A 23,238-nucleotide genomic window follows, 5' to 3' on the forward strand; every position below is an offset into this window, starting at 1 on the left:
CCTCCTCGCTAGATGATTGATTCCCCGCGAACCTTCTTGGACAATGTATTTGCCCCGAACAGAAGGATAACACTGACGACTGATTTCAACATACTGACAGCCGTAGCAAACGGGAAGTTATTAGCAAAAGCAATGTTATATACATACAGATCCAATACTTCAATGGAGTCTTTGTTCATCGCGTTCTGGAAGGCAAAGTATTGTTCCATTCCGTTATTAACGAAATTACCTATAGAGAGCAATAAGAGAACGAAGAACGTCGGGATGAGCCCCGGTACGGTAATATGCCATATTTTCCGAAAACGACTGGCACCATCTACATCAGCCGCTTCATACAAGTCCTGGTCAATACCTGCAATCGCCGCCAGATAGAGAATGGCTCCCCAACCTAACGATTTCCACCAATACCAGAGGATCATCGTAATCCAGACATTTGAGCTTGAAGCCAGGAAGTTGACTCCCTCGTCGATGATACCTAACTGGATCAGAATCGTATTTACCACCCCGTTATCTACGGAGAATAAAGAGAATGCCAAAGCGTAGACTAGAATCCAACTTATGAAGTTTGGAATCGTCGTTAGTGTCTGAACAAATTTGCGATACCAACCTGTTTTGATCTCAGACAACAAGATAGCGAATATAACCGGGAATACGGAGGTAATAAGTCCAAGTGAACTCATGGCTAGCGTATTCTTGAGAACACGTAGCACCTCACCCGTTTGTGTCGGGTTAGATACGATCGTACGGAACCACTTTAATCCAACGTAAGGTGTATCTGACAGCGGAATACCAGGAATGAAATCGTAGAACGCATAGATCCATCCGCTAATCGGTAAATAATAGAAAATGAAAGTAATGATAAGAAATGGAAAGGCCATGAAGAATAATTTGTATTTGTTCGCCATTTTACGGCCGGGTTGTTGATTCATATAAGTGCCCCGGTCAAGTCCACCAGACGGTAGCTCCATAAGCTGATATCTCCTATTCCAGTAGTTTTGTTTACGCTTTCATCATAGCAAGGTTGACCTTGTATACGAGAGGGATAGCAGATCTTCCCCGGGGGACGTTCGTACGGTGTTAGTGAACCAAAATCACAAGAAATTGAACCATTTTCGCAGGACGCAAAAAATCCCTTCCAGTCACTTGGGGTCGCCAAGGAACAGAAAGGGAAATTAGTACTTTACAAAACTTTATTTGGTTTGTCTCCATTCCCGTTCAAGCATGGAGTAAATAGATTCATTACACCATTTATTATTACAATATCTAACCTCTCTGAGTATGCCGTCTTTGATCATACCAGCTCTAATCATCAATTGTTCGGACGATTCATTCTCAGTGTTTGCGTATGCAACAACTCGATGTGCATTGAGATCACTAAATGCAAATCCTAGCATAAGTTCAACAGCCTCTGTTGCATATCCTTTTTTCCAAAAATCCGTATGTAATGCCCAACCGATCTCCCATTCTCTAATTTCAGACCAATTTAACTTAATACTTATACGACCCATAGGTCTATTATCATCCTTCAAACATATTGCAAGTTGGTATTTCTCACGTGGATTGCTAATTGAATCTGAAAGTGCTTTTTGAAAATCCTGTTGTATTTCAACTGTATCTGGTGCATTACTTTCATATTTGTGTGTTACTGGATTTTGCTCCAATTCATTGTAAAAAGAAAAATCATCTTCAACAAAATTCCTCAATAAGATTCGTTGCCCAATGATATTCATTCCTTATCTCCTCTTTATATTTAATCTATCTGTAGGAAATAACTAAATCCACTATGAATTTGTATGATGTAATTTGTATTTTCGTTTGTCTCATCAGTTAAGCCTTCATTCTTTATCTCACCAAGATCATTAAAGTATGAACTTATAAATCTAATATTCTCCTGCTTACTTCTATAGTAAAATCCTTCATTGTACTCTTCTTTTTGTTGATCATCTTCAAAATATATTTCGAGTTCTACCCCAAGTTCATCGCTCTTTGGATAGGGGAATAATTCAGTATCTTTATAGTACTTCAGGATTTCTGTGCTAGATAATTCAGAAGATATTCTCATGAAGGAAACAACATTCCAATACCCTCCACTTCCGCCTCCATCAATCCAATTTTTCGCGTTAAATTGCCCCTTTTCCAAGACGATGGTTTCGGGTGGTAGTGGGTATTGATATAAATGATTTGCAAATTCCTTTGAGACCCATACTGTTTCAGTCAATTTATAACCCAAATATATTATTCCTGACAAAATTAAGATCAAAATTACCATTAATGATATCTTTTTTCTCATTTGGCCTCCGTGTGACTAATAAACTATTTCTTCATCTTCCTTAACTCGAACTTCTAATGTTATACTCGTTACTTTCTCTGCATCTTCACCCAAATATCCATGATTCAGATTAAGATTATACAATGCATTATCCCACCATAATTTTATAAATAAATTCCCTTTATAATAATAATTATAGTAGTATTCATTTTCATTAGATTGTAATTTGAATCCTTTTCTCTCCAATGTGCGCCTAGCGTCCTTAAAGCTACTCCCAAGTTGAACACCCAGTATTGAAAAATTTTCTTTAGCAATTGTTATTTTTTTAACCTTTGGGCTTTTAATCGAATCGATCTCACCGTTCTTATCCATTCGGTCAAGAGTTTCAGAATACCGCCCAGATAACTCCAGTTCAGGATAGGAGAAATCCATTCCGCAACCAAAACAACCTTCTATATCATCTGCTCCTTCACCGTATAACCCTTCAACTTCAGTTTGTGTCATTAATAACTTTATCTCAATACTACTAAAATCAATATCGTTTAATTCATTCCCATCAGATTTATTGGATTGAAAATACAGAGTAGTTATTATAGAAATAGTCAGAATTATTACTATGCCGCTAATGATAATTGCTTTATTCTTTATGTGAGACACCTCCCTATTCGAAGTCGTTCACGCAAATCATTCAGATGGACAACACAAACTAACCTCTCTGAAATCCACCTTCTGAATGGATGATCTGTCCAGTTACCCACTCAGCTTCGTCACTTGCAAGAAAAGCAATTAATCTAGCTGCATCATGAGGCATTCCAATTCTACCGTTTGGAGATTTAGTCAAAATCACATTCTTTACGTCATCATTCATCCATCCCGTATCCGTGGGACCTGGATTGACCGCATTCACTGTAATTCCTTTCGAGGCTAGTTCAGCCGATAAGGTTAAGGTGAAAGTATCAATGGCTCCTTTAGTAGTTGCATACGCTATATTACCAGCCATCGGTCCTAGCGATTGACCCGAAGTTAAATTTATAATTCTTCCACCTTTAGATTGGCTAAACCGACTAGCAAACTCTACACTTAATAACATGGTTCCACGAATATTTACTTCGTAATGTCTATCAAGTATTTCAGCAGTTAATGTATCGTACCCTACATCAACTGAATAGGTCGCATTGTTAATTAAGATGGATGGTTTCCCTAATTTCTCTTCCACTATATCTAATAACTTAGCGGGTGCTAATATATCCGTAAGATCTAACTCCAGTTTCTCACAACGCACGCCGTATTCCAAAATTTTATCCTGCAGAAATTGAGGTTCATTTGAACGGATCCCCCAAGGCATCTCACTATCATATGTAGTCCAATATGTAAAAAACACATCCATTCCTTTACTCGCTAACGCAGTACATATAGCTGCCCCAATACCGTTAAGACGAGAGGCACCTGTTACTATGGCTATTCTTCTTTCTAGCGCTAATTCTCGCTCCATCTGACATTTCCTCCTTACTATTGTCTTACTTAATTTTAGTCTTTCGTTTGCTTTAGTCTCTCGTTTGCATAAGCAGCCGCACCTATCATTCCTGCTCTCCCACCTAGCTGAGCCTGCTGAATCTTACATGCCTGACTGGATAGCTTTAATGCATGTTTAACCGTTGTTTCTCGAACGATATTAAGTAATCTATCTCCCGCAGCAGACATTCCACCGCCTACAATGATTAGTTCAGGATTTAATATATTAATAACATTGGAAAGACCAAAACCTAATATCCTCCCCGTTTCATGCATGACTTCAATAGCGACGTGATCTCCTTGATCATATGCTTCGGAAATCATTTTGGCTGTTATTAAACTATGATCTTGTCCGACCCATTCTTGGATAATACTTTGCTGACCCTCATTGAGTTTTTCAATAAAAGTGTTCACCATACCTACTGCAGAAACGTATCTTCCTAAGCATCCTGAACTTCCGCATTTACAAGGACGTCCTTCTCTGTACATATTCATATGTCCAATTTCCCCAGCGCTTGAAGTTTTACCATAAATGACTTTTCCATCATTGATTATTCCTGACCCTAATCCAGTACCTAAAGTAATTAATACTAAGTTTTGATACCCCACTCCAGAACCATAGCGCCATTCACCATAGAGATTTACACGAACATCATTATCAATAAACGTTGGGAAATCAAAAAAAGTCTTCATATGATTAACAACATGAATATTCTCCCAGTGAGGGAAGTTAGGTGAAAAAATAGAAAGCCCCTCATAAGGATCTAAAAGACCAGGAATACCCATCCCCATACATTTGATATCGGTGAGAGACAGATTTGATGTATGAATCAAGTCCATTATTGTATCTTTAATTCTATTCATTACATGATTAGGTCCCATAGCCGCTTCTGTAGGAATACTCTTTTCAGTTAAACTCTTATACTCATTATCAAATATTGCCGCCTTAATGTTAGTACCACCCAGATCAATGCCTATCGTAAATTGATTCATATGAATTCTCCTATGCTGTATATTTTTGCAGTAAGATACATTCACCATTCTGCTTTATTTAGAATGTTGTTATAGTCTTCAAATTGTTCTAGTAATATATTTTTTTCAATAAACTCTTTAATCCAAGCAATCCATATTGTGTCGTTTTCTTCGTTCGCTTCTACTAATGCTCGAATAATATGAGGTTTTAATTCTTCGGGTGTTATGCTTTCCATTATTTTTGTTGCCTCAACCGCCCCGGGCCAGTTTACATCCTGTAGCAAAAAGAGCATTTGGGGAACCATTTGTACTTGATCTGAGTAGTCTAGTTTCCCAATTATCTTTACTGCATTATGCCATTGGTCCTTTGATGATTTAGTTATTAATGAATCAACTAATTTTTCTTTATGTTTTATAAGTTTCTAAATCGCTATTTCCTGTCTCTCTTCAGTTTGAAACCAACTTAAGTACCCTAATAATATTTGCAAATCCTCTTCCATACTATGAAGACCATACTTCCAGCAGGGTTTTCCTAAACAATTCATCCAATTTACTCGTTGGGTCTGATGCTTCAAAATTCACTGTTTTTATATATGCTTCAAGATATTTAATTTCTAAATCGATATATTCATTGATTACGTTAACCCTCGGTTCTAAATTAAGTTCTTCTCCTTGAATCTTACGATCTAAGAGTAAATTAATCTGAGTTTTCAAGGCTCCCTCTGACAATGTACTTTCTACTAAATCCTTAAATAATATAGGGGGCATAGTATTATGTTGTTCAATCCATTTGCAAGCTAATACTGGGCGCAATACGTAAAAATACTTCTTAATTTTCACTTGATCACCTTGTAGATATTCACGGTAATTATTACGTGCCATATTTAGATAATGATAAAAACACGATATAGGCGAGAACACCTCACTACTCAACGCTCTCAAATTATTAATAAAGTCATATTTCTGATAATAAACTATATCGGAAAGTAACCACTCTTGTAATGGAGGATTAGATTTTCTGAATAGTTTAAGTGCTTTTCTGATATCCCACCCGTTAATATCTAATAGATCATTAATCGGTAATTCAATAACATCCCGCTTATCATCAATAGATAAGTACCAATCTGGATGATTAATATAGATGAATCTCACATCATAATCACTATCCTTTGATGGAAACCCCCATGCCCTACTTCCAGATTCACAGGCATATAATATTTTTACATTATGCATTTCTTCTATGCACTTTAATTCTTCCTTTATAATTCCCTCCATTATTTAACCCTCCAGTAGTTTCGTCTTACCTTCGGCATTCACGAAATGACCCAGCCTTAGATAACTCTAGACTTTTTATTTATTGAAGCCACTCCAATGTGTATAAAATTCTCTGTTCAATATTTACTACAGAAATAATGTAACTTCCATCGTCCTTCTTTTTATATAAATACAAATCTCCTTGCTTAAAGATCACAGGATTATCTTGTAAATAATTATTTCCTCCTCTAATACTTTGAAGCCCTTCATCAAAATTTGAAATATAACCTTCTAATTTGATTAATGAATTCTTATCAATTTCCTTAAAAGATTTATTTTTAATAAATGAATTGATCTTCTTCCCGCTATACGTCGAAATATTAAAGAATTCTCCGTCCCCATTAAAACTCGCAACATTCTCAATTACAGATTTACTTTGATTAGGCTTTGGAACTTCTAATCCCCAATTCATTCGCCATCCAGCATTAATTGTGAAAAATCGATCTAATATGTAATGTCCAGTTCCAGCAGAAACACTCACGATAATAATAACAATAGCAGTAATCATTAATATAATTTGACTCTTTCTCATTGTTAGACCCTTTCATAAAAACAATTTGGTCCATTTTTAATGTTTATTGCTTAGACAACTCTAATCTTTGGCTGGTTCATTTGTTATCTGTTCATATTCCAATATTATACATCGCGGGAACCTATGGTGATAGCTCGAAAAATAAAAAAAGCACACCAGTTAACTTTGAGTAAGCCAAAATTAACTGGTGCGCTTGTTAAACAGTAGTCATTGTTACGATCAAATCAGATCAATCAAGTAAGCTATTTCTCCAACGAAATGTTAAATGATGATCCAGCATTACCAGCGAATACGATTGTTCCGTTCTCAGGGAGAACCACTTCATTATTACCGCTAATTACGGTGTAGTTCACGCATGTTCCATTTCCGTCGTATACCGCATAAGCACCTTGTTCAGGCATCGATACTATCATCTTCTTACCAGCAATTGCTTGGGGTACACTATACCATCTAGCATTACCGTCAGTTTGCACAGTAACCGTAGATTTTTTACCTCGATAGAGAGGTATTACTTTGTCCTCACTGACATACAAACTTCCAGCCGACTCAAAGTACTCGATACCTTCTTTCGTATAAAAACGAAATCCATCCGAATCCCGGCTTCCCGTGCCTGGGACTTGATGTTGGCTCACTGCAGTATTCGGTCCAGTAATTTTCTTATCTCCGAAATAATCCTTTAATTCTGCGGTACGGGAAATCTTGAGGATTGGATTCATCATGTAAACAACAGAACTATACTTCTCACTCACAGGGTAATATGTTTTGCCTTCTCTCTTTGCCCATACATCTTCCGTCTCTTTAGATAAGGCCTGAGTTTCTAGCTTCTCAGCTACGTACTGAGATATTGCCAATTGTCCCAATCCCGGAACTGTTGCATATTCTCTATTCCACAGGTAGGTGCGTCCATTTTTCTCGGTTACAATACTGATCTTCGAACTCCCAACTTCGTTAACAAAAGAGCCTTCCACTGTATATATATATTTCTGCTCAGGATACGCAGGGACACTCGGCACCGATAATGATAGCTCTCCATCCTTTATAGCAACTTTAATTTGTTGTCCGGTAGCACCATAAAAGCCCGAGTACTTTGTGATGTCGCTTGGCATGTCAGCCTTAACAGGAATGCCGAATGATTTCTCCGGCTTAATTTCTTTGATTGCACCCTTCTCTTTCAACGCTTGAAGAAGAAGTTCGTGAGCCAGCAGTTCGTTCGTCGAACTACTTCCGCCTGATGATAGAACTGCAGCAGCCATGTTCTGCTCTGGTAGCACCACAAGAGAAGCATGATACAAAATTGTGTCTCCGCCCTTGCTGAGACCCTTTATTTTATAATCGCTGAATGGAAATAATCTTACACTATCCCAACCAAGCCCGTAGTCAATTAAATTATCCGCTTCTTTGGGCCACATTCCCTTTTTGAATTCCTCTTGCTCTATTGCTAGTACCGCACTGTCCGACAGAATATCTTTTTCACGTCCCATAAATATTTGCGAGAATTGTACCATGTCCTCTGCTGTGGAATAAATTCCACCCGTCCCAATCACGTTGACAGTTTCATTTGGAAGCTGCGTTGGAAATGTTGGATAATAAAGACCCGGAAGTTTGCTTGAATCTAATACATCTTGCGATGTCTTCGTATGCTTCAATTCTAAAGGTTCGATAATATATTGATGAATGAATGCAGTAAATTTCATACCACTGACTCTTTCTACAAGAATCTCAGCCAGTGTAAATCCATCGTTGCAATACACCGAGAATGCCCCCGGATCAGCTTTCAAACGCTGTGTAGACAATTGCTCTAGTAGGTTGTCATGCGCATACGTGTCATTATCATTGAACAGAAATCCACTACTCAGACTTGACCCTTGAAGTCCAGAAGAATGATTCAGCAGCATACGTGGCGTAATTTGCATATAACGCTCATCTATCATTTTGAAATCAGTTATGTACTGCACTAAGGGGGTATCCAGATTAATTTTTCCCTCATCTACCAATTTCATGACGGCAACAGTCGTAAACATTTTACTCGTTGATCCGATACCATACATGGTTTCATTGGTCAAAGGGATTTTCCCTTCTACATCGTTTAATCCCGTCTGTCCTGTCACTGTAATCTTGCCGTTGTCGATCAGTGCATACTGTACGCTGGTCGTACCGTATTGTTTGGTAAGCAGTGCCGCTTTCTCAGAAGCGATCGTCGCCTGTGTCTGAATTGAAGTTGCAACATTCTCGTTAGACGCTAGTGCTGCAGTCGGAACAAGCGGTGTTAGTGCAATAGCAGCACTCAGAATCCATATCAACCTTTTCTTCATTAAAAAACCTCCTAAAAATATGATACTATGATGTATTACGTTTCATTAGATAGAATGGTTCAATTTCCCACAAAAAACTTACTCCTATGTTCCCATGTTTTTGTTCTTCACCACAATATAGCTCCGCTACGTGAGTGAATATAGTGTTTTTAACTTCCGCAATAATTAAGGTACACGACAAATCACAATCATCCGGACACATTAGTATGGGTAATAACTTTATTTCTTGATTTAAGTAAAAACGACTTCGAACAAAATCCGCTTCTTCCTTAAGCGTTATCCAGTCAACAATCGTAGGAATTAATCCTAATAATAAACGGTCTGGATATTGATCGTGTAGTATCTTATCTAAAGGGGGCTAAGATAACTCTTATCTTAGGCTGGGTCAATTGTTGTTTGTGCTTATTCTATGATTATACATCTGACAACCAAGGGGCGAATCCCCCGGAAACAGATGCTTTGCTATTAGATGTCGTGTTGCTTCATTGACTTACTTTCAAATGCATTAAATCTCCCTATTATTCGAACTTCATGCCCTAATGTCTCTAATATAGTAACTGCTCTCTCAATCGTTACCCGGCTACAGTTATTATTTGCTTCTAAAAAAAATCTATAGACTCCTAGTTTCCTTGCAGTTGGACGTGATTCAATCCATGATAAATTTATTGTAAGAGCGGTAAATACATTCAATATTGAAGATAATACCCCAGGTTGATCTTGGCCAGGTGTTATTACAAACATAGTCTTCATTAAATCTATTTCCGTATTTAGATTGTTACTGATGATAATAAAACGGGTTTGATTGTCAAAATTGTCTTGGATATTCCAATCAATAATGTTTAGGTTCAATTTATTTGCTAATGATATCGAACCAATAGCAGCTACATCAGTCCTTTCGCTATTTTTTAACGCTTTAGCAGCTGATGCAGAACTATCGTACTGTAAGCTCTTAATACTACGTTTTCTTATGTATTTTCTACATTGAGTTAGTATCGGAGAGATTGACCATACTTCTTTAATTCCAGAGAGATCCGCGTCCTTGTTCGCAAGCAGATGTAAAGAAACAGGTAATGTGTACTCACCTTCGATAAACAAATTATCAAATGAGATTAACGCGTCAATAGTCATATTAATTGTTCCCTCAATTGTGTTCTCTAGAGGAACGATTGCTTTATCTACTCTATATTCTCCTACTGCTTCAATCACATCTGGAATTGTGTCGTACATATAGAATTCAACTTCATCTTCATTGAAATATTTAACCGCTGCTTCTTCTGAAAATGTCCCCTCAGGTCCAAGATAAGCTACTTTCATACGATGGGTATCTCCTTCAATTTTATTAGTTTTTCTTCCATGCGAGTTCATCTATCGTTTGGCATTCAGAACTTTCTACGGGACATATATTTCGATTATTGCTGATATTTTATTGTCGATAATCTCAACATAAAATGGTCTTGATGAATAGTTTTTAAAGTTATCAGAGAGAAACTCATAATCAACTTTTTTATATTTCGTTGTAAAATCCTCAAATTCTATCATAAATATTTCCGGTGCATTTGATAAATCATATTCAATAAAATCTTCATCCATATATTCTTTAACAAACATTATTGCCTTGTCATCATAATCGAAAATAGCTTCCTTAAAAGCAACTTTATCCCCTGTAATTTGTATGTATCCTGATTTTACATCTTGATACTTATTCATAATAAATTCCGCATCATATAACATTGAGGTGTTATTATTATCCGTCGTAGTCTCTTCAATTTTATTACAACCACTCATAATTGATATCCCTATTACTATACTAAAAATCCAAAAACACAAATTCCTCATTTAATTACCTGCTTTCATTTTTTAAAATTCATGTTTACAAGTAATTGCAGATACCGCGGGTCATTTGTCATCCACTTCTTCCATGATTATACATCTTACTAGCATGCTTTCACATACCGATATCTTGAATCATTTTCATATTCTAAGCGCAAGGGAACAATCTCTTTTTCAAAAAAAAGAACCTCCAACTATTCGGGACTGACCCCCGTTTGTGAGACAGGGATCAAAACACCTTGCAAGTTTAAACTGCCAGTCGCCGAAAATCAATCGGTGACTGGTTTTTTAGTTTTGTTTGAATACGAACTGAGTTATAGTAAATAATGTAGTCTCGAACGGTTTGTTCAACGATTGCCGTCGTTGTACAAGTGAGCCCTTCGAGGTAAAACGTTTCAGACTTTAGCGTGGAATGAAACGATTCGATGGTGGCATTATCAGCGGGCGTTCCTTTACGGGACATGCTCATGGTAATGCCTTTTCCTTTTACGGCCGCCTGATAAGCCTCCGATGTATAAACGCTACCTTGATCGCTATGGAGCATCGTACCTGGTAGAGGAGGCAGTTGGTTTAACGTATCCAATACAAACGCGATGTTTTGCTTGTCGGCTATACTGTAAGCCACAATCTCACCGTTAAACAAGTCTAAGATACTCGACAGGTACAATGTTTTTCCGCCGAAGGGTAAATATGTAATGTCCGTGACAAGTTTTTTCATCGGTAAATGGGCTTGAAATTCACGCTTTAACAGATGTTCTGCTAGATACGCGGGCTGTCCCGTTGGTTTACGTTTCTTTATCCTAACTCGACACTGCAACCCTTCATGCTGCATAATCCGTTGTACACGTTTATGATTGATTGTTTGTTCCAGTCGAAGCAACGCGGTTACTTTTCGGTATCCATAGCGAAATTTATGTTGCATACAGAGTTCCCGGACCTTCTCTACCACGTGATCTTTGCACTCGGTGTCATACGCTGATTTCCAACGGTAGTACGTTGTACGAGGGAGCCCTAACCATTCACAAGCTTGGGTAACGCTCACTTCTCCTCGGATAGACTCGATCCATTCCACTACAATCTTTGGTGACACCTCCTTTGCATCTCCTTGTACTTTTTTAGTACATCTAATTGTTGTTTCAAAAACCGATTCTCAGCTTTTAGTTTCTCCAGTTCTGATGCATACTCGGGTCCTTTGCCGTAGCTGTATTGTTTGCCCACGGGTTGCTCTAGCCGATTCCATTCACCACTGCGATACCACCGCATCCAAGTTTTCACTTGTGTCTTATTTCGTATGTTGAGTTGTTCCATAACTTCTTTTACCGGAATGCAAGCCAATCTCATTTCAATTGCTTTCATTTTTACTTCTACAGGGTAGCTAACTCTTGTTGCCAACGCAAAAACACCTCCAAGTTTGTCTCCATATCTTACGACATGGTTGAATTCTCTTGAAGGTGTTTTAATTTGTCTCACGTTAAGGGGGCAGTCCCATTCCATGGTCGGATAGCTGGGGGTTCTTTCATAAATTCATCTAAGCTTATAATTCACGCTAATTGTAATGATATATCTATATTCCTTTTGATGTTCTGACACTTGGCAGATATTTACCAGACGTTCTCTCAACAAATATTCTGTCTCCAGCTTCACGCAGCGATACGCCTTCAAACACAATCTCATTTAAATCCTCAGAAGCTCTCTCAGATACCGCAAATGGAGTTTCTTCATTCAATGAACGGTACAACGAGATCACATCGCCCATTTTCACATTTTTAATCGTGATTTTGCCTGGTTTTTCAATCTGGATTTCTGATGTGAGTACTTTTTCAGACTGATATGGATAACATTCATTAAATAATTCAAATGCGTAGATACGCGTATGTCCGCTTCCATCGATGCTTATTTGTGTTGGTTCAACAATTTGCAGACGGATATATCTTGCTGTAGTTTCATTTTCAAGAATACGGTTAATCACATCGCCTTTGTTATCGGTTACTTCATCAATGATTGTAAACTGATCACCATCTAGGCTAGCAAGGATTTGAAAATGCTTGGTGTTCCATACTTTAGTTTCCCTAGCCACAGGATGCCCGCAGTTAATAATACGATATTGCTTAATAGTTGCAGGCTCTTGTAAATCGATAGTAAGATGTGGTCTGTGGTCTGGCGAGCACCACTTCCCACTTTTAATCATGCCATCAATGGTCTTATTACCATTTTCATTCTCACTCACGCTGCTTGAAGCGGTCGCTGTAACCCCAAGGGATTGTAATGCAAGATTCTTCATATCGTAACCTAGCGCTAATGGCTTCGTTTCCGTTCCAGCTATAACGGCTGTCAAGATAATCGTTTCAGAAATAAAAGGTTTAATCACTAAGGTACCTACATCTACTATATAATTCTGCGGAACCTCATCTTTTAGTCTTTGAACTTTACATTGTTCCATGGATTTGAAGAGGTTAAGCGCCACTTCATTTTTACGTTCCATTTCAAGCACGTCACCACGTTGTAAGGCTATAACGCCTTGAATCACATGCTGTGCCGATTGGGTCATCAATTTAAATGCATCCAAGAAAGGCTCTAATTCTTTTACCAGCTGTACATTTAAACACCCCTCTTTGATACGATCCGCTGCTGTTTCCATTCTGATAAAATGATTCATCAATCTGTTCGCACATTCAGTTACATCTTGTCCTTGTTCTATGCCAGACTGTAGCTCTTTGACATCATCCTTCAAATACCATGATTCATCGAACAAAAAGTCACCACTGATCCCGCCGTCATCATTTAAATAACAGCTGTTAGAAGCGAATATCTCCAAATCTTCTGCTACTTCTGGAGCAAGCGCCCTGAATGATGCGGAAAAGCTTGTTTCACAGTTGAAAGCATCTGTATTCCAGTTGTGGTCAGCAATGCAGAATAATGCTTGTTTGGAAGCTTGAGGTTGATTCATAGGATTCGAGAAGAACCCATTTACATTATTCAGATCAGAGCTTAAGTTTTCTATTTTACCCATGAGAATTTTGGAGTCACAGTAGTCATTAACAGGATAGTTCCACCATACGGATAGATTCTTGTCAGTGCCGATCGCTCGTTTAGGTGATTCATATTGTTCTTTGGAAATATTGGACATCGTCGCAGCGCCCGTCCACATAATTTCAACATCATCATGAAGTACCTCTACGAAAGGCTTGAAATATTCTGTCATCGATGGGCCCCAAGCTTCACAATATCTTGTACCTACAGTGAGAAGAGGTCTAATATCATCTTTTGCTTTAACAAATTCGGTATCTATTCTATTGATAAACTCCGCTTGCTCTATTCCGTTTGGAACGCCAATGAGATCATCGAACAGTATGCCAAACTGACGTACTCCTAGGATGTACAGCTGTTCTAGCTTGGTAATCGCAGATTGAAAATCCTCTTCTGAGGAGAGGTCAATCGTTTCCCCGGGGTGAATAGTCCATACAAAATTCAAATTGTTAGCATGGCCAGCTGCCGCAAGCTCGGAAATTTCCTGTGCTTTCTCATCCGGATATAAATCTCTCCAGTGTTTTCTATGATAAGGGTCATCTTTAGGAGCGTAGATGTAAGTATTTAACTTCTGTTCACCGCCAAACTTCATCAGATCCATGCGATCTTCATGGCTCCAAGGATAACCATAAAACCCCTCAATGTAGCCACGATACAATATTTCAGGATAATCCGTGATTACACATTTCTGTAGTACATGATTAGATAATTGGCTCAAAATACGATTCAAAGTTACAACACCATAATGGATTCCATCGCTATCACTACCAATAATAGCAATATCGCAAACCGAATCCCCATTGAACACTAGGTTGTACCCTTCTCTTTGCGTCAATTCGGAAATGGGCTCTGGATGTATACTTGCTAACCAATTTTTATTACAATGCTGCTGGGTTGTAAGGTAAATATTACTTTTACCCGTAACAAAATCATCTGATATCGTATATGTATAACCGTACAAAGTTAAAGCCTCTTCAAGTTTAGGCAGTGTGGCCTCTTTTAGATCAGCCTGGGCAATGATATGGACACAATCTGTAATCGTTGCTTCACCTTCATAATAAATAATATCCTGAGGAACGGGATAAATTTCATAAGGCTGGTTTATTGTCTGACTTAAATTAATGTTCATTGTGATAGACCTCTTCTCATGGAGTAAGTGATATTGATGAACCAAAATAACGCTCATACCATTATGACAAACAAAGCGGCTCGATTTCAACCCCGTGTTGTAGAGGTTAATCATCTGTTCTAAAGAATCCATTAAAAATGTCCCGCCCTTACAGATCAGGACGAGACAATCCATTATATATTCTTTTAATGTTGTTCGTGCAGAACGAATTGAGCAATATTCTTACATGATCTCCGATTCGTTCAAGATTGGTAAGCAGGTCCAAGTAGATCGTACCGGCACCGCTTGCACACAAATTTTGGTTTAGACGCATGATGTGATTTTTTCGGAACACAACCTCAAGTTCATCCAGCTTCGATTCCAGCTCCAATACGGCTCTTGCCATCTCGGTATTCTGTTCCTCCAAAGCTACCAGCGCTTTCTCTACGGTCTGATCAGCGACTTCCATCATCTCCTGAAGCTCTTTCGTAGCGGCTCCCGAGAACTCCATCCTATTGTTTATGATGAACTCAGCAAGCTTTACAACATTCTCTGCATGGTCTCCGATCCTCTCGATATCACTGACGGCCTGGAACCAGCCGGAAGCTTTCTCCGATTCGCCCTCAGGAAGTCCGTTATTCAGGTGAATCCGAGTAATATAGTCGATAATTTTGTGATTGAGCTCATTAATGAGCCCTTCCTTCTGTAATGCAAGATCTACAAACTTCGTATCCTGATTAAAAAGAACTTTGTCACATCTTGCAAGGACTCTCTTGCATATTGACACCAATGTTCGCTCCAAGTACGACCCCGATGGCTTTTATGTGTAAGCCTCCCTCAGATGGTGGTCCGTCCAAACCCATACCAATTTATCATAAACTTTTACAAAATTGAATAATTCAAGTTTGTGTAATTTATAACAATTTTAGTATTTTTTATAGGGAGGTAAAGTCATCGACTACATTGATTCTACTGTCATCGTTTATAATGCATCTAGAAGTCCGTGAATGAATGACGGTACTATTATATGTTTTGATTTTGAATACACATAACCGAAAACTAACTGGCCTAATATACCTGAACCAATATTATTAAATAATGCAAGAAAAATTGGTGCGTCGTGGAGAATTATAGACATAGGTGCATGAGTAACCCCAAAGAGAACACCTGTCAATATGGTCCCTAAGTTACTACCAAAAAGAGGAGTTAATCTCGGCCAAATAAAACCTCTGAATAGTATCTCCTCAAAAAATCCAACGGCGAGAATATAAAAGTATAACCGAAAAAATAAGTCGACACTAAAACCAAAGAATATTATGTAATAGCAAATATACCCGATTAGCAGAATAGCACAGAATATCAGTTGACGTCTTCTAACCTTACAAAATCCAATGGATGAAAGACTCTGCTTTCTAATCGTTAATATAAGACTTAAGGGAACTATCAGTAACAATAGCATTACTGAACCAAATATGATTTTGGTGTTATTTCCTGATAAATTGTCAAGCACACCATGTTTCATCGAATACATGTAAATACAGGTAAGTGAAATGATGTATAAATAAAAGATAAATGCTATAAGTCCATCAGCTTTCGTGATATCTTTTCTTTGAAGAAATGTCTGTGAATCTTTTGTTAGTAGATTCATTTTCTCACTCCAGATTTTTATTTTACCTAACTAGCATCTAATCACTTTATTCAATATTATGTCAATGCAAAAACGCCCGGTTTCCCGGACGTTGGATGACGGGTCAAAGACTTATGTCTAATGGCTCAGGAGTATTAGTGAAAAAATCAGAATATAATTCTTGTGACTCTATTTCCGAGAAATACCCTTCATTTATCATACTAATAATAAAGCTTTCAAAACTTGCATCTTTAGAGGGGAATTTCTCTTGCCGCAGCAACATATACACAACGGGTGCTATGCTATGCATCCCTCCGTCTTCATACTTACCCCATCTATCTGAAAGTACATTAGCAACTCCTAACTTTTCAGATATGTATTGTTCCAAAGCCCGTATCATATTTTCATCAACCCAATAATCAACATCATTATATCCATACTTCATCTCACGATGATTAAAGTAGTTCATTAAAAAGCTATTTTGTTCAATTGCTGGCAATATTGCATCCCTTGCTCTTCCATCCCAACGATTAAATGGTGGGTGCATCATCTCATGTACTGCAGTTCTAACAAAGTACTCAGGTTCAAGCGATGCCGTCTCCGTTACAAACCGTGTACCAAATAGATGAGTACCACGTGGTTTCCAATAATAACTTAGAGTTATTGAGATTTCATCACTTGGAAGAGAAAATCCAATGTGTTCCTCCACCGTTTTTATTACATTATAATCTCTTAATTCTAGTTCCAAACTTTCTGCTTGTTGTTCTAACAAAGGCTTATATTGCATTGCCCATTCCTCTTCAAATCCAATATCTCTAAGCCATTCAAGAGCTACCTTTAAATCCGGAAGAAGATCAATGAAATTTTTCCAATCTCCCGTCCAGTAATAGGGCATTGCCCAACTATGTGATTCATCATTCTCAATTAAAATATTTTTAATGAGTTCAGGATCATTACTATATTTCAATAAATCATCAATACTCTTGGGGTCGATAGCAGAAAAGTAGGATGTAGGCACACCCGTTACCATCATCCCCGTTTGTTCCTTCCATGCCTTTATGTTAGCAATAGACTTACTCGCCTCGCTTGTTTGCTTGTCCTCAAATGAACTGATATCTTCGGAGTAAATCGATTCAGCAAGCGGATCGCCACTTAACATATTTAGCACGGCTAACGCCTCATATGCTGAAGAAGTATTTAAAACCCATGTAGTATGGTCATGGCTAGGTGGTAATAATTCAACATTCATCTGACGTTTATTCATTTGCCAAAAAACTAAAAAAACTGCCACGAAAGCTATAATGATCACACCTATTAATAAGAAAACTCGTTTCTTTTTCAACTACTTCACCAATTCCTTTTTGGCGACTACTGTTATTACTTCTGTTTCTTCATCATATTCTCGTCCAGTTATATCAGAAAAGTATTCAAGTTCATCAAAGCCTACACACTTCAGAATGGAAGAAATCTCTTCGATTGTATATGCCTTGTCCCAAATATTATAAACCTGCATATCCTCATTATCATCGATCACAATCGCTTGGTCTAAATGAACTCTTTCTTCAGGATACCAATAATTGGAGTTCAAACACATATGAGAATTTGGCTTCCAAAAGCCACTCGTATATGAATTCCATGTTCTCGAATCAGCATGGTTCCTATATTTATTTGGTGTAAATATATCAAAGACAAACTTTCCCCCAGGTTTTAAATTACTGTAGATTTCATGCAACAATGTGTTACATTCGTATTCGTTAAATACTCCAAAATCACAATATATGAGCAGTACAACATCGAAGCTATTCGTGAAATTGAGAGTTAAATAATCTTGACAAATATAATTGACTTGCAGATTTAACTCTGATGCTTTGTCCTTTGCATATGCAATTGAACGACTTGAAAAGTCCACTCCCGTAACATCATTAAAACCTAGCTTAGCGAGCCGATTTGAATAAAGTCCTGGCCCACAACCTAGATCAAGGACTTGGAGTTCAAAGTTGTTGCCACAAATATATTCTTTGATCCATTTCACCGAAGCATCCATTGTTTCAGGCTTTCTACTTGCAGCATCTGTATTCGGATCTAAATGAGCTTCTAGCATTTGTTGTGATATATATTCGTCGATCCACATCTGAGAAGTTCCCTTTTCAAACAATAAGGGTCTTTTTGTTGCTTCAATTAAATTTTTTAGCTTCACGATTGATTTCCTTCTTTCAAATAGATCTTTATCCCACAATAAACTCAATTACAGGATATGAAATAATGTTTCTATCACGATATGTATGACTAATCACATCACTATTCGTGCTCAATATTCCATTTTGTAAGATTACTGTTGTAAAGCCTCTTTCTTTGGCACCATTATAGGTAAAGAGTACACAATGCTCTGCTGCAAAACCTGCCACAATAACTAACCCAATCCCTTGATCTTTTAAAATCTGTTCTAATTCTGTATTCCAAAATGCATTAGATTCTTCTTTAGTTACCTTAATATCATGATCTTCAACTTTGATCTCCGAGATGATATCGAGTGATTCGGAATGAATATCTTCTGCTCCTTCAATATCCTGAATATGTATAACATAATGATCTTTTGAACGAAGTAGGTCTGCGACATAATTTATGTGTTCACATGCACTATCGATATTAAGTTTTTCCTTCGGATTCTCTAAAAAGACTTTTTGCATATCTACAATTAATAGGGCGATTTTCATGGTGTGTCTCCTCTTAGGTTAAATTAAAGTCTTTACTACATAATATCCGTTAACTAACTCATCTTGGTGATATCCACTAAGAATCCGTGCAGGACACATACCATATCCAAGTTTCTTCCACATATTGATTGCTTCAGTTTTGTTATCAGAACTCCATGCTCTAATTTGGCTTATATTTCTGACTCTACATTCCTTTTCGGCTGCTTCAATTAAATACTTAGCAATACCCTGTCTTCTATATTCAGGCTTCACTTCAATAATATCTATGTACCCGTCATAGTATTGCTCTAAAGGTTCAATCCATTGCTTCCAGTACACAGAGATAATTGAAATAGGCTCATCACCATGCATCCCCACTATTGAAACACCATCTTCAATATGCATATGGTTACCAATAACTTTATTCCAGTTCCTGGTTATAGATTCTTTCAGCTTCAAATCTGCTACTACGTATTTTATTTCTGTTAATTCTAGCGGATTGTTCACTCTCAAACCCCCTCTAGAGCCATATTGATTTGGCCGATTTCATCTTTGCATTTATACCCAAACTGATTATATAGATGAATTGCTTTTATGTTTTGTTTATCTACTGCAAGGAAAGAACGCTTTGCGCCCTTGTGTAAACCCCATTGTAAACCTTGCTCTATTAAACTACGACCAATTCCTCGGTTTTGAAAATTGGGATCCACAGCTAGTTCTCTTATCCATAATACAGGTCCCTTTTCACTGTCAAAACCATATATATTAATGAAGCATACGCCAACTGCTACTCCGTCTAACTCCGCTAATAAAATACAAGAACTCTCATCTTCATTCCATTCTTTGATAAACTCAACTTCTTCACCATGAAAACCTCTCGAAAGTCCTTTGCATGCCTTAGTAATTAAACTAACCTTCAAATATTCCTCTGGTACTGTGTTTCTAATCAATATGGTGTTACCTTCACTTGATTCAACTTTTGAAATATCATCCATCCAAAAATCAACAAATTGACTCTCATTTCTAAACCCTATACTCTCCAAAAGCGGGACTAATTCTGGTCTTACAAATTCCATATATATTCTTCTTGGCCCATTGGAAAAAAGATAATTAAGCTTAGATTCTAATTCCCCAACCGCCTTAGTAAAAGCATCAAGAGTCTCAGCAGCCCAAAGCATCTTATATTCTTTGATTGTTTTGTTACAAATAATAATTGCATCTGATTGCTCAATAATTAAATCTTCATTCGGATTAATTTCTATCTCATCCAAATCCAAATAATTTAATGAGTTGTATGTATAGCTTTGAGCCTTTTTTAGTATCTCTATCATATCTACCTCCAGATTATATGTGAATTAATACACATAATAATATAATATCAATTTCCTTTAAAGCTTCACCTCAAATGTTGTTGTTCTGTTGTACCTCTCATTTTACTCGAACATTCGTGTTAGGAACTGGTAAAAAACAATTATTATTGAAGTTTCCCACCCAGTATCTTTAATTGTTATTTATTAGTTTGATGCCTTATTGTCCTCATAAACAACTCTATCTTAACGATATCATTATATATTTCATCTTCATCCTTGGTATTCCCATACTCACCTAACCAACGCGGAGAATTAATAAACCAGTTATCTTTCAAGTACAGCTTTTCATCCCTTGCCTTAATTAATTGTGGCAGGAAATATTCTAACGTCCCAAAACTATGCTTAGTCTTATCAAGTAGGATCAATTCAACTTTTCTAATTAATTCATTTAACATCTCATTTATAGATTCTTCTGTGCCCATTCAGTATCCCTCCAAAATATTGAGTGACAATGGTTTGTGATTAATAGGCTTTTTGGTATACGCTGATTTTAGATAACGTTCGTGGTATTCACGAACTTGAGAGGCTTAAGTTGCTTATTTGATCAAGTTTCGATAATTATCGGAGAGACAAAGGAGTGTCAGCGAGGTAGCGTGAACACAGTGTGGAGGAACATGCTACATTGAAATACTTAAATAAGCTCTTCCCCCTCCAATATGTTTTTGGTTAATTGGTCTACTGCAAACCACGTTGAGACATCATCGGCGATGTTCTTTGTCCATGCAACTATAAAATGTACTTGGCATATCTCATCCTTCAGTATTTGGTTAAACGGAATGCGAAACCCGTGATTTATGTATTCAATAAAATTAAATCTTTCTATATCCGAATGGAGTTTCAGGGAATTCGGAATCATATCTCCATTGATTTTCCTATTCATTAATTCTTCGCCATCTTGTGTACCTAGATGAAGTCTAATTAATCTGTTTTTGTATTCAACCGACTCCAGATACTGCCCACTATTATCTCCGAACATTTCCCAATTATATCCTTTCTCCCACTCAGCTACAAAGTCACATGAATGTACAGTATTATTGGGTTTTACTCTAAAAACGGCCGCCTGAGAGTTATCGACTACCATATGTGAAGGAATATATAACTTTGGCTTACAAATTACTAATTCAGCATCGAACTGATCGTAATAATATCCATAAAGCGTACCACCATTTGGTAGAGCGAATCTTTTATTAGGAACGTATGTTAACTCTTCAACAAATAATTTTAGGGAGATGTCTCCTAGTGGAGTATCAATGAACGCTTCTTGTTTCAGTGATGTACCCAAGTGCCTACCTTTGAAGAGTTTCATACATGCCCCCCCTTAATGGTCTTTCTGATGACGTTGCGCATTCCTGACTTTTAAGCAGTGACTCCCGGTTCAGCTATAGTGATGCTACTACCTTAGAAAATAAGAGTTTAATACTCACTTTTCAGCTTAGAGAAAACAGCAAGATCAATGTATTTCCCTTTTTCGAACTCATGTTGCCTTAAGACACCTTCTTTGTGGAAGCCGAGCTTATAAATCAAACGGATCGACGCCTCATTCTCCGGTTCTACTTTCGCTTCGATTTTATTTACCTTCATTCTCAAAAACCCAAAATCAATGATGCAATTCGCTACCTCAGTCATGATACCCTTACCCCAAAAGTCAGGAGATAAGTCATAACCAATTTCAATACGATTATGTATCTTCTCGTAGTTCAAAAATCCGCATGTTCCAATCACTTTTGTGGACTCTTTATCTTCAATCATCCACCGTAGACCAGATTGTTCCTTGAAAATTTTATGATACCAATTCATTTCATCTACCGCATCCTCGACAGAAATAAATGGTGTGAATGGCATATGTTTAACAACGCGTTCGTTTGAATAAAGCTCAAAAATATCATATCGATCTTGTTCTTCTTCTTTCCGTAGAGTGAAACGTTCTGTTTCTAACCGGGGGAAATCAATAAATGCGAACTCTGAATTCATGATAATTCTCCTTTTTCATCTCAACTTAACTACTATATCAATAATAAATAACGAATTTAGACGTTTTGCTACCATGTCATATGAATACTTTTATACAACTTAATTCATCTTCTTAGTCCCAATCCATATAAAAATTCACCACTAGTTTTTCTTGTTCGCAATCCGGACAATCAATCATTTCATTCTGAATATTAACTAGAGGGACTGGTGGCATTTGTGTACTACAACGCGGGCAATCATAACTATTCGTGTAAGATCGAGTTTCTGACTTCATATGTAAATACACTTTATTTAACAAGAAATTGCATTCATGGCAAATATACAGACCATCATAGCAATCAAATGACTTTTCCTTTTCATTAATAAACTCTTTGATTATTTGTCGATCTTCTTCTACCTCATACCATTCTAGAATCGAAACCAAATCTATGTATCTAAACCCAATTCCTAAAAAAACATCTTGTTTGAATGAGCAATGACCACAGCTCAACTTACAAGCTACTCCCACAAAAATCAACCTCCACTTATGACTTTCCAGGTGCAGAGTCTAACTCCTCATGGAAATTCTTCTAAGTAATAAATTGTCTATCATTCATAACGTTTCTTGTATTCACGACGGACGCCGACCTTAGATAGCTATTAACTTAGATTGTCATCTATGTTGTTGAGCAGTTTCTTAGATTTTACTTCTACAACCGAAA

25 protein-coding genes are annotated in these 23,238 nt (G+C 37.3%); all 25 read right to left on the minus strand.

Annotated features, from left to right (window positions below; translation table 11 throughout):
• Positions 1-8: 8 nt before the first annotated feature.
• A complete protein-coding gene (locus NST85_RS15905) occupies positions 9-968 on the minus strand; it encodes an ABC transporter permease (protein ID WP_127195034.1) in 960 nt (319 codons plus the stop codon).
• A gap of 222 nt (positions 969-1,190) precedes the next feature.
• Positions 1,191-1,730, minus strand: a complete 540-nt coding sequence (locus NST85_RS15910) for a GNAT family N-acetyltransferase (RefSeq protein ID WP_127195035.1) — start codon at positions 1,728-1,730, stop codon at positions 1,191-1,193.
• A gap of 20 nt (positions 1,731-1,750) precedes the next feature.
• Positions 1,751-2,290: a hypothetical protein gene (locus tag NST85_RS15915; RefSeq protein ID WP_127195036.1), complete on the minus strand. Its 540-nt coding sequence runs from the start codon at positions 2,288-2,290 to the stop codon at positions 1,751-1,753.
• A 15-nt stretch (positions 2,291-2,305) separates the two neighbouring features.
• Positions 2,306-2,773: a hypothetical protein gene (locus tag NST85_RS15920; protein ID WP_127195037.1), complete on the minus strand. Its 468-nt coding sequence runs from the start codon at positions 2,771-2,773 to the stop codon at positions 2,306-2,308.
• A 202-nt stretch (positions 2,774-2,975) separates the two neighbouring features.
• Positions 2,976-3,761 (minus strand): SDR family oxidoreductase, encoded by a 786-nt coding sequence (locus NST85_RS15925; protein ID WP_341189759.1) that lies wholly within the window; start codon positions 3,759-3,761, stop codon positions 2,976-2,978.
• A gap of 35 nt (positions 3,762-3,796) precedes the next feature.
• On the minus strand, positions 3,797-4,774 hold the full coding sequence (locus NST85_RS15930; RefSeq protein ID WP_341189760.1) for an ROK family protein: 978 nt from the start codon (positions 4,772-4,774) through the stop codon (positions 3,797-3,799).
• Positions 4,775-4,815: 41 nt separating this feature from the next.
• On the minus strand, positions 4,816-5,169 hold the full coding sequence (locus NST85_RS15935; RefSeq protein ID WP_341191121.1) for a DUF5071 domain-containing protein: 354 nt from the start codon (positions 5,167-5,169) through the stop codon (positions 4,816-4,818).
• A gap of 85 nt (positions 5,170-5,254) precedes the next feature.
• Positions 5,255-6,028, minus strand: coding sequence for a nucleotidyltransferase domain-containing protein (locus tag NST85_RS15940; protein WP_127195041.1), 774 nt, complete (start codon positions 6,026-6,028; stop codon positions 5,255-5,257).
• 79 nt (positions 6,029-6,107) lie between these two features.
• Positions 6,108-6,599, minus strand: a complete 492-nt coding sequence (locus NST85_RS15945) for a hypothetical protein (protein ID WP_127195042.1) — start codon at positions 6,597-6,599, stop codon at positions 6,108-6,110.
• A gap of 242 nt (positions 6,600-6,841) precedes the next feature.
• Positions 6,842-8,911 carry a serine hydrolase domain-containing protein gene (locus NST85_RS15950; RefSeq protein WP_341189761.1) on the minus strand — a complete coding sequence of 690 codons (2,070 nt, stop codon included), beginning with the start codon at positions 8,909-8,911 and terminating at the stop codon, positions 6,842-6,844.
• A 465-nt stretch (positions 8,912-9,376) separates the two neighbouring features.
• Complete coding sequence (pheA, locus tag NST85_RS15955; RefSeq protein WP_341189762.1) at positions 9,377-10,225, minus strand: prephenate dehydratase; 849 nt, start codon at positions 10,223-10,225, stop codon at positions 9,377-9,379.
• 75 nt (positions 10,226-10,300) lie between these two features.
• On the minus strand, positions 10,301-10,696 hold the full coding sequence (locus tag NST85_RS15960) for a hypothetical protein (protein ID WP_341189763.1): 396 nt from the start codon (positions 10,694-10,696) through the stop codon (positions 10,301-10,303).
• Positions 10,697-10,988: 292 nt separating this feature from the next.
• Positions 10,989-12,133, minus strand: a protein-coding gene (locus tag NST85_RS15965; RefSeq protein ID WP_127195319.1) for an IS3 family transposase whose coding sequence is annotated in 2 segments (ribosomal slippage) — positions 10,989-11,839 and positions 11,839-12,133 — 1,146 coding nt in all. Because the reading frame shifts where the segments join, the coding sequence is not laid out codon by codon here.
• Positions 12,134-12,305: 172 nt separating this feature from the next.
• Positions 12,306-14,897, minus strand: a complete 2,592-nt coding sequence (locus tag NST85_RS15970) for a beta-N-acetylglucosaminidase domain-containing protein (protein ID WP_341189764.1) — start codon at positions 14,895-14,897, stop codon at positions 12,306-12,308.
• A 148-nt stretch (positions 14,898-15,045) separates the two neighbouring features.
• A complete protein-coding gene (locus NST85_RS15975; protein WP_341189765.1) occupies positions 15,046-15,663 on the minus strand; it encodes a PhoU domain-containing protein in 618 nt (205 codons plus the stop codon).
• Between the two features lie 195 nt (positions 15,664-15,858).
• Positions 15,859-16,524, minus strand: coding sequence for a CPBP family intramembrane glutamic endopeptidase (locus NST85_RS29345; RefSeq protein WP_445671157.1), 666 nt, complete (start codon positions 16,522-16,524; stop codon positions 15,859-15,861).
• A gap of 103 nt (positions 16,525-16,627) precedes the next feature.
• Complete coding sequence (locus NST85_RS15980; protein ID WP_341189766.1) at positions 16,628-17,845, minus strand: hypothetical protein; 1,218 nt, start codon at positions 17,843-17,845, stop codon at positions 16,628-16,630.
• Entirely contained in the window at positions 17,846-18,700 is an 855-nt protein-coding gene (locus tag NST85_RS15985; protein ID WP_341189767.1) for a class I SAM-dependent methyltransferase, read from the minus strand. It abuts the gene before it with no gap.
• Positions 18,701-18,728: 28 nt separating this feature from the next.
• On the minus strand, positions 18,729-19,217 hold the full coding sequence (locus NST85_RS15990) for a cysteine hydrolase family protein (protein WP_341189768.1): 489 nt from the start codon (positions 19,215-19,217) through the stop codon (positions 18,729-18,731).
• Between the two features lie 18 nt (positions 19,218-19,235).
• On the minus strand, positions 19,236-19,703 hold the full coding sequence (locus tag NST85_RS15995; protein WP_341189769.1) for a GNAT family N-acetyltransferase: 468 nt from the start codon (positions 19,701-19,703) through the stop codon (positions 19,236-19,238).
• A gap of 2 nt (positions 19,704-19,705) precedes the next feature.
• Positions 19,706-20,527: a GNAT family N-acetyltransferase gene (locus NST85_RS16000; protein ID WP_341189770.1), complete on the minus strand. Its 822-nt coding sequence runs from the start codon at positions 20,525-20,527 to the stop codon at positions 19,706-19,708.
• 176 nt (positions 20,528-20,703) lie between these two features.
• Entirely contained in the window at positions 20,704-20,988 is a 285-nt protein-coding gene (locus NST85_RS16005) for a hypothetical protein (RefSeq protein WP_341189771.1), read from the minus strand.
• A 209-nt stretch (positions 20,989-21,197) separates the two neighbouring features.
• Positions 21,198-21,872, minus strand: coding sequence for a hypothetical protein (locus NST85_RS16010; RefSeq protein ID WP_341189772.1), 675 nt, complete (start codon positions 21,870-21,872; stop codon positions 21,198-21,200).
• A 107-nt stretch (positions 21,873-21,979) separates the two neighbouring features.
• A complete protein-coding gene (locus tag NST85_RS16015) occupies positions 21,980-22,537 on the minus strand; it encodes a GNAT family N-acetyltransferase (protein ID WP_341189773.1) in 558 nt (185 codons plus the stop codon).
• A 112-nt stretch (positions 22,538-22,649) separates the two neighbouring features.
• The gene (locus tag NST85_RS16020; RefSeq protein WP_341189774.1) at positions 22,650-23,045 is read right to left on the minus strand and encodes a hypothetical protein; all 396 of its coding nucleotides are present in this window, start codon (positions 23,043-23,045) and stop codon (positions 22,650-22,652) included.
• Positions 23,046-23,238: the final 193 nt, after the last annotated feature.

The organism is Paenibacillus sp. FSL K6-2524 (assembly GCF_038005525.1).
Lineage (GTDB): Bacteria > Bacillota > Bacilli > Paenibacillales > Paenibacillaceae > Fontibacillus > Fontibacillus anaericanus.

Bases quoted from the DNA above. Each gene is read 5' to 3' on its own strand.
- NST85_RS15910 (WP_127195035.1), bottom strand. From the start codon at position 1,730: ATGAATATCATTGGGCAACGAATCTTATTGAGGAATTTTGTTGAAGAT.
- pheA (WP_341189762.1), bottom strand. From the start codon at position 10,225: ATGAAAGTAGCTTATCTTGGACCTGAGGGGACATTTTCAGAAGAAGCA.
- NST85_RS29345 (WP_445671157.1), bottom strand. From the start codon at position 16,524: ATGAATCTACTAACAAAAGATTCACAGACATTTCTTCAAAGAAAAGAT.
- NST85_RS15930 (WP_341189760.1), bottom strand. From the start codon at position 4,774: ATGAATCAATTTACGATAGGCATTGATCTGGGTGGTACTAACATTAAG.
- NST85_RS16005 (WP_341189771.1), bottom strand. From the start codon at position 20,988: ATGGGCACAGAAGAATCTATAAATGAGATGTTAAATGAATTAATTAGA.
- NST85_RS15920 (WP_127195037.1), bottom strand. From the start codon at position 2,773: ATGACACAAACTGAAGTTGAAGGGTTATACGGTGAAGGAGCAGATGAT.
- NST85_RS15990 (WP_341189768.1), bottom strand. From the start codon at position 19,217: ATGAAAATCGCCCTATTAATTGTAGATATGCAAAAAGTCTTTTTAGAG.
- NST85_RS16010 (WP_341189772.1), bottom strand. From the start codon at position 21,872: ATGAAACTCTTCAAAGGTAGGCACTTGGGTACATCACTGAAACAAGAA.
- NST85_RS15950 (WP_341189761.1), bottom strand. From the start codon at position 8,911: ATGAAGAAAAGGTTGATATGGATTCTGAGTGCTGCTATTGCACTAACA.
- NST85_RS15915 (WP_127195036.1), bottom strand. From the start codon at position 2,290: ATGAGAAAAAAGATATCATTAATGGTAATTTTGATCTTAATTTTGTCA.
- NST85_RS15960 (WP_341189763.1), bottom strand. From the start codon at position 10,696: ATGAGTGGTTGTAATAAAATTGAAGAGACTACGACGGATAATAATAAC.
- NST85_RS15945 (WP_127195042.1), bottom strand. From the start codon at position 6,599: ATGAGAAAGAGTCAAATTATATTAATGATTACTGCTATTGTTATTATT.
- NST85_RS16000 (WP_341189770.1), bottom strand. From the start codon at position 20,527: ATGATAGAGATACTAAAAAAGGCTCAAAGCTATACATACAACTCATTA.
- NST85_RS15940 (WP_127195041.1), bottom strand. From the start codon at position 6,028: ATGGAGGGAATTATAAAGGAAGAATTAAAGTGCATAGAAGAAATGCAT.
- NST85_RS15970 (WP_341189764.1), bottom strand. From the start codon at position 14,897: ATGAACATTAATTTAAGTCAGACAATAAACCAGCCTTATGAAATTTAT.
- NST85_RS15925 (WP_341189759.1), bottom strand. From the start codon at position 3,761: ATGGAGCGAGAATTAGCGCTAGAAAGAAGAATAGCCATAGTAACAGGT.
- NST85_RS16015 (WP_341189773.1), bottom strand. From the start codon at position 22,537: ATGAATTCAGAGTTCGCATTTATTGATTTCCCCCGGTTAGAAACAGAA.
- NST85_RS15905 (WP_127195034.1), bottom strand. From the start codon at position 968: ATGGAGCTACCGTCTGGTGGACTTGACCGGGGCACTTATATGAATCAA.